This window comes from Bradyrhizobium zhengyangense, from assembly GCF_022012435.1.
GTDB lineage: Bacteria > Pseudomonadota > Alphaproteobacteria > Rhizobiales > Xanthobacteraceae > Bradyrhizobium > Bradyrhizobium zhengyangense.
This window is the reverse complement of record NZ_JAKLUA010000041.1, coordinates 1-4,792: the sequence shown is the minus strand read 5'-3', so window position 1 is coordinate 4,792 and position 4,792 is coordinate 1. Positions and strand designations below refer to the sequence as shown.

4 protein-coding genes are annotated in these 4,792 nt (G+C 59.4%); 3 read left to right on the top strand and 1 reads right to left on the bottom strand.

What is annotated here, in order from left to right; all coding sequences use genetic code 11:
- Positions 1 to 2,302: pre-peptidase C-terminal domain-containing protein (locus L6637_RS40975; protein WP_237874271.1), on the bottom strand; the 2,302-nt coding region annotated here is incomplete at its 3' end.
- 392 nt (positions 2,303 to 2,694) lie between these two features.
- Here L6637_RS40975 and L6637_RS40970 point away from each other — a divergent pair.
- From L6637_RS40970 to L6637_RS40960, 3 genes are read left to right on the top strand one after another with little or no spacing between them, the layout of a single operon-like run.
- Positions 2,695 to 3,237, top strand: coding sequence for a thiamine pyrophosphate-binding protein (locus tag L6637_RS40970; protein ID WP_237862678.1), 543 nt, complete (start codon positions 2,695 to 2,697; stop codon positions 3,235 to 3,237).
- A 5-nt stretch (positions 3,238 to 3,242) separates the two neighbouring features.
- The gene (locus L6637_RS40965) at positions 3,243 to 3,833 is read left to right on the top strand and encodes a thiamine pyrophosphate-dependent enzyme (protein ID WP_237874269.1); all 591 of its coding nucleotides are present in this window, start codon (positions 3,243 to 3,245) and stop codon (positions 3,831 to 3,833) included.
- 58 nt (positions 3,834 to 3,891) lie between these two features.
- Complete coding sequence (locus L6637_RS40960; RefSeq protein WP_237862676.1) at positions 3,892 to 4,671, top strand: SDR family NAD(P)-dependent oxidoreductase; 780 nt, start codon at positions 3,892 to 3,894, stop codon at positions 4,669 to 4,671.
- The last annotated feature ends 121 nt before the right edge of the window (positions 4,672 to 4,792 follow it).

Here is a 4,792-nt window from a genome sequence, read left to right as displayed (position 1 = left end):
GATAGTAGGTGCCGGGCGTGAGGTTGCCCGAAAGCATGACCGACAGGGTTTGATGGTCGTAATAGCCGGTCTGGCCGACGCTGGTCAGTGCGCCGGAGCTGACCGTCGTCAGCAACGTGTCGGAGGTGGTGATCGTCGCGTCGCTCGACAGGTAAATCCCTGCGGTCGAGGCCCCCGATGGGCCTTTGCCGATATCCATCGCATAAGCATCGACCGTCATGCTGCTTCCGGCTGCAGCTGTGGTAGGAGCGACTGCTACATATTCGGAAAGATCGGGTTGCGCCGATGCTGTCAACGTCTTGAATGTGTCAAGATCAACATTTGCGTTCGTGAATATTCCGGCGTCGTTCAAAGCTGAACTGATCTGAGAACCAAGGTTAAAGAGGTTGTAAGTGGTGCCGCTTGGACCGCGATATTGCCAACCTGTCGCGTCCGAAAAGGCGGACCCAGTTGTAGGATCCGACGTGAGAAAAGTATTGCCGCTTGGTTGATAGTTCGACGGATGAGCGAGATCGTCGTTCACATTGGCGGCCCAAAAGAGTGCGGAATATCCTGCCTGAGTAAGCGCGCTCTGAATTGATGGCGCCGCTGAGTATGGGCTATAGATTCCAGGAAGATATCCTGCGGCCGATATTTCCGCTGACCAAGCGACGAAGTACTGGGCTTCATCGCTACTTATACTCCCGCCATTCTCCCAATCCAGATACACAACTGTATTGGAATTTCCTTGGAATCCTTGGCCTGTGAGAAGCTTTGCAGCCTCATCGCCGTCAATTGTGCCCATTGCTTGAGTGGGCACGTCATACAGACTGAGACCATTGTTGGTCACGTAGGTCGGGTCTTGCTGCCCAACGAAGATGGGCGCGATCTTCCATCCTTGCGCCACCAAGGCGTCGTGCGTGCCCATCCAACTAAAGTCATTCGTGTTGCTGACGTTCGATCCGTGCTGAGTCTGACCTTCGGCAATAATTCCTGGAAGGTCGGTGCTATCGATTTTCTTGCCGAGATAGTATCCAACTTCGCGCAAGTTGGTGTTGGCGAACAGCCAGGCCATGGCCTCCTGACCGGGATAGTGCGACCAATCGAAGCCTGCGACGACTTGATTGCTACCAGTAATGATGCCGTTATCCGTAACGCTGATGCTATCGTTGCCCGTGAGGCTTGTAGGGTTCGAGCCGCCTGCACTGATTGCAAAATAGTATGTGCCAGACGAAGTCGGCGTGTAGCTGAAGCTCGCCGCATGATTGGCACCCCCGTCGACAACAGACGTGACGAGATTATTTCCGGTCGTGTCGCGCAAATCGATGGCGACGTCATTCAAGCTGCCAGACGTGCCTTGTGCCGAGAAGCTGTAGCGGTGTCCATCTGTCAGATTGACCTTGTACCAGTCGTGGTCGAAGGACGTGTTTGCGCTTCCGCTCATCGGCGCCGCATCAATGGCGCCTGTCGTTGTCCCGCCAACTGTCAGGACGCCGATCGTCGCGGTGGTGTCGAGAAGCGTGTCGGTGGATGGCGCGCCATTGTCGGTGACGCTGATGCTGTCGTTGCCTGTGAGGCTTGCCGGGTTCGAGCCACCCGCGCTGATCGCAAGATAGTATGTGCCAGACGAAGTTGGCGTGTAGCTGACGCTCGCCGCATGATTGGCGCCTCCGTCGACAACAGACGTAACAAGATTATTTCCGGTCGTGTCGCGCAAGTCGATGGCGACGTCGTTCAAGGTGCCGGACGTTCCTTGGGCCGAAAAGCTGTAGCTATGCCCCGCCGTCAAAGTGACTTTATACCAGTCGTGGTCAAACGAGGTATTGGCGCTTCCGCTCATGGGCACCGCATCAATGGCGCCTGTCGTTGTCCCGCCAACTGTCAGAACGCCGATCGTCGCGATGGTGTCGAGAAGCGTGTCGGTCGATGGCGTGCCATTGTCGGTGACGCTGATGCTGTCGTTGCCTGTGAGGCTTGCCGGGTTCGATCCACCTGCACTGATCGCGAAATAGTATGTGCCAGACAAGCTCGGCGTGTAGTTGAATCTAGCGGTACCGTTCACACCACCATCGATCACAGAGGTGACTAAATTACTGCCGCCTGTGTCGCGCAAATCGATGGCGACGTCGTTCAAGGTGCCGGACGTTCCTTGGGCCGAGAAACTGTAGCTGTGCCCAGCGGTCAATGTAACTTTGTACCAGTCGTGATCGAACGAGGTGTTTGCGCTTCCGCTCATTGGCACGGCATCAATGGTGCCAGTCGTTGCTCCGCCGACTGTCAGAACGCCGATCGTCGCGGTGGTGTCGAGAAGCGTGTCAGACATTGGAAATATCCTAAAACATTGGTCAACCAATCAATCTGGCGCAAAATTGGATATTTCAAACTAGGCATTCGCTGCACGCGCAGCAGCAATAGCCTCAGCCTCGAACTCAAAATCGAGGCATGAAGCACTTTCCATTTCAATACAACTAAGCAGAGAGGAACCGTATCCTTCAACCCAGATGGAATCAAGGGGAGGCAGCTGGTCAAGTCTGGCCTAGTTTGCCGTTATAAAAATGCCCTCCCACAAGGGGAGAGGACGCAGTCATGCCCATCGCGTTTCTGGGCCAGCAAAAGCCAGCTATACAATCCTTCAATACCTGCTCGTGCCAGATGGTCAGAGCCCTCGCGCGCGAACGTCGCTAGCGTGCTGCTCGAATTTCACGGAGACGTCTGGTGCATAGCCCTAAGCCCAATTCGAAGCCCAATCCCGACATCGACTGGCCGAGCGAACTCTATCGCATCCTCAAAGCCGCCGACGTCAAGCAGATGTCCTACGTGCCCGACGCTGGCCACAGCCAGCTGATCCGGCTGTTCTCCGCCGACGCCGACGTCAACACCAACGTGCTGACGACCGAGGAAGAGGGTATAGCCATTGCCGCGGGCGCCTGGCTCGGCGGTCAGCGCAGCGTGCTGCTGATGCAGTCGAGCGGGGTCGGCAATTGCATCAACATGCTGTCGCTGTCTGCGATCGGCCGCTTTCCGCTGCTGATGCTGGTGACGATGCGCGGCGAGTGGGCCGAGTTCAATCCCTGGCAGGTGCCGATGAGCCGGGCCACGCAGCCGTCGCTGGAAGCGATCGGGCTGAAGGTGATGCGGGCGGAGACGGCGGACGATCTGGTCGAGACTGTCGAATCCGCGGCAGCGCTCGCGTATGAGTCCGATCAGCAGATCGCGGTGCTGATCGGGCAGCGCCTGATCGGCATGAAGAAGTGGTGAGTGCAATGACCGTTGAGTCCCAACTCGATCGCCGCGCCGCCGTCGCGGCCCTGCTGAAAGATCGCGGCGATTTGCTGGTCGTCTCCGGCTTGGGCTCGCCAACCTACGATCTGCATGCAACTGGCGACCGCGACGACAATTTTTATCTCTGGGGCGCCATGGGCGGTGCTGCGCTGATCGGTCTTGGTCTTGCGCAGGCGCAGCGAGGCAAGCGCGTGCTCGCGCTCACCGGTGACGGCGAGCAGCTGATGGGCCTCGGCGGCATCGCCACCATCGGCGTCGCGCAGCCGCGCAATCTCGACATCGTCGTGATCGACAACCAGCATTTTGGCGAGACCGGGATGCAGGCGAGCCATACCGGCCGCGGTGTCGATCTCACTGCCTTCGCCACGGCCTGCGGCTTTGCGGCCACCGCGACGGTGCGGACGCTCGAGGAGGTGCAGCGCCTCGCGGGACAAATCGCCGAGCCGGCCGCCGGCCCGCGGCTGTTTGTCATCAAGGTCAGGGCCGAAAATCCGCCGCGCTCGCTGCCCTCGCGCGATGCCGTCTTTATCAAGAACCGGTTCCGTGCTCATCTCGGCTTCGCGGCGGCTTGAACCGGAGTCCACTTCGGGATAGCTCGCTGCGTTAAGCAGCTATCCTGGAGTGAGACCCATGAAACTATCCGGCAAGGTCGCCGTCATCACCGGCGCAGCGCGCGGCATCGGCAAGGCCTGCGCAAAGCGGTTTCTCGACGACGGCGTCAAGGTGGTCATCTCGGACGTCGATACGGACGCGCTCGAGAAGACGGTCAACGAGCTGGGCAAGCCCAAGGATCTCTACGCCGTGCCGTGTCACGTCGCGCGGCGCGCTGACGTGGATCGTGCCGTCGCGACTGCGGTCCGCGAATTCGGCCGGCTCGACATCATGGTCAACAATGCCGGCGTCGCGCGCAACCGGGACATCCTCGAAATTACCGAAGCGGAATTCGACGAGATCATCGGCATCAATCTGAAGGGCGCGTTCTTCGGCGTGCAGGCCGCGGCGAAGCAGATGATCGCGCAGGGCGGCGGCGGGGTCATCATCAACATGTCCTCGGTGAATGCGCTGCTGGCGATCCCGGCGCTTGCGACCTACGCGATGTCCAAGGGCGGCATGAAGCAGCTGACGTCGGTCGCGGCCGTCGCGCTCGCCCCGCACAACATCCGCGTCGTCGCAGTCGGCCCCGGCACGATTTTGACCGACATGGTGGCGTCGTCGATCTACACCTCGGAGGATGCGCGCAAGACGGTGATGTCGCGTACGCCCGCGGGGCGCGGTGGCGAGCCGAGCGAGGTCGCCTCCGTCGTCGCGTTCCTCGCCAGCGACGATGCGTCCTACATCACCGGACAGACCATCTATCCGGATGGTGGCCGGTTGATCCTGAACTATACGGTGCCGGTGAAGGACAAGTAGGAGCGGAGGAGGTCGTCACACACTCGCTGTCATCGCCCGCGAAGTGTTTAGCCCGGACAGATCACTGACGGGTGTTCGGAGACATAGCTGACACATCAACATTGGCTGGATTGGTCCGATT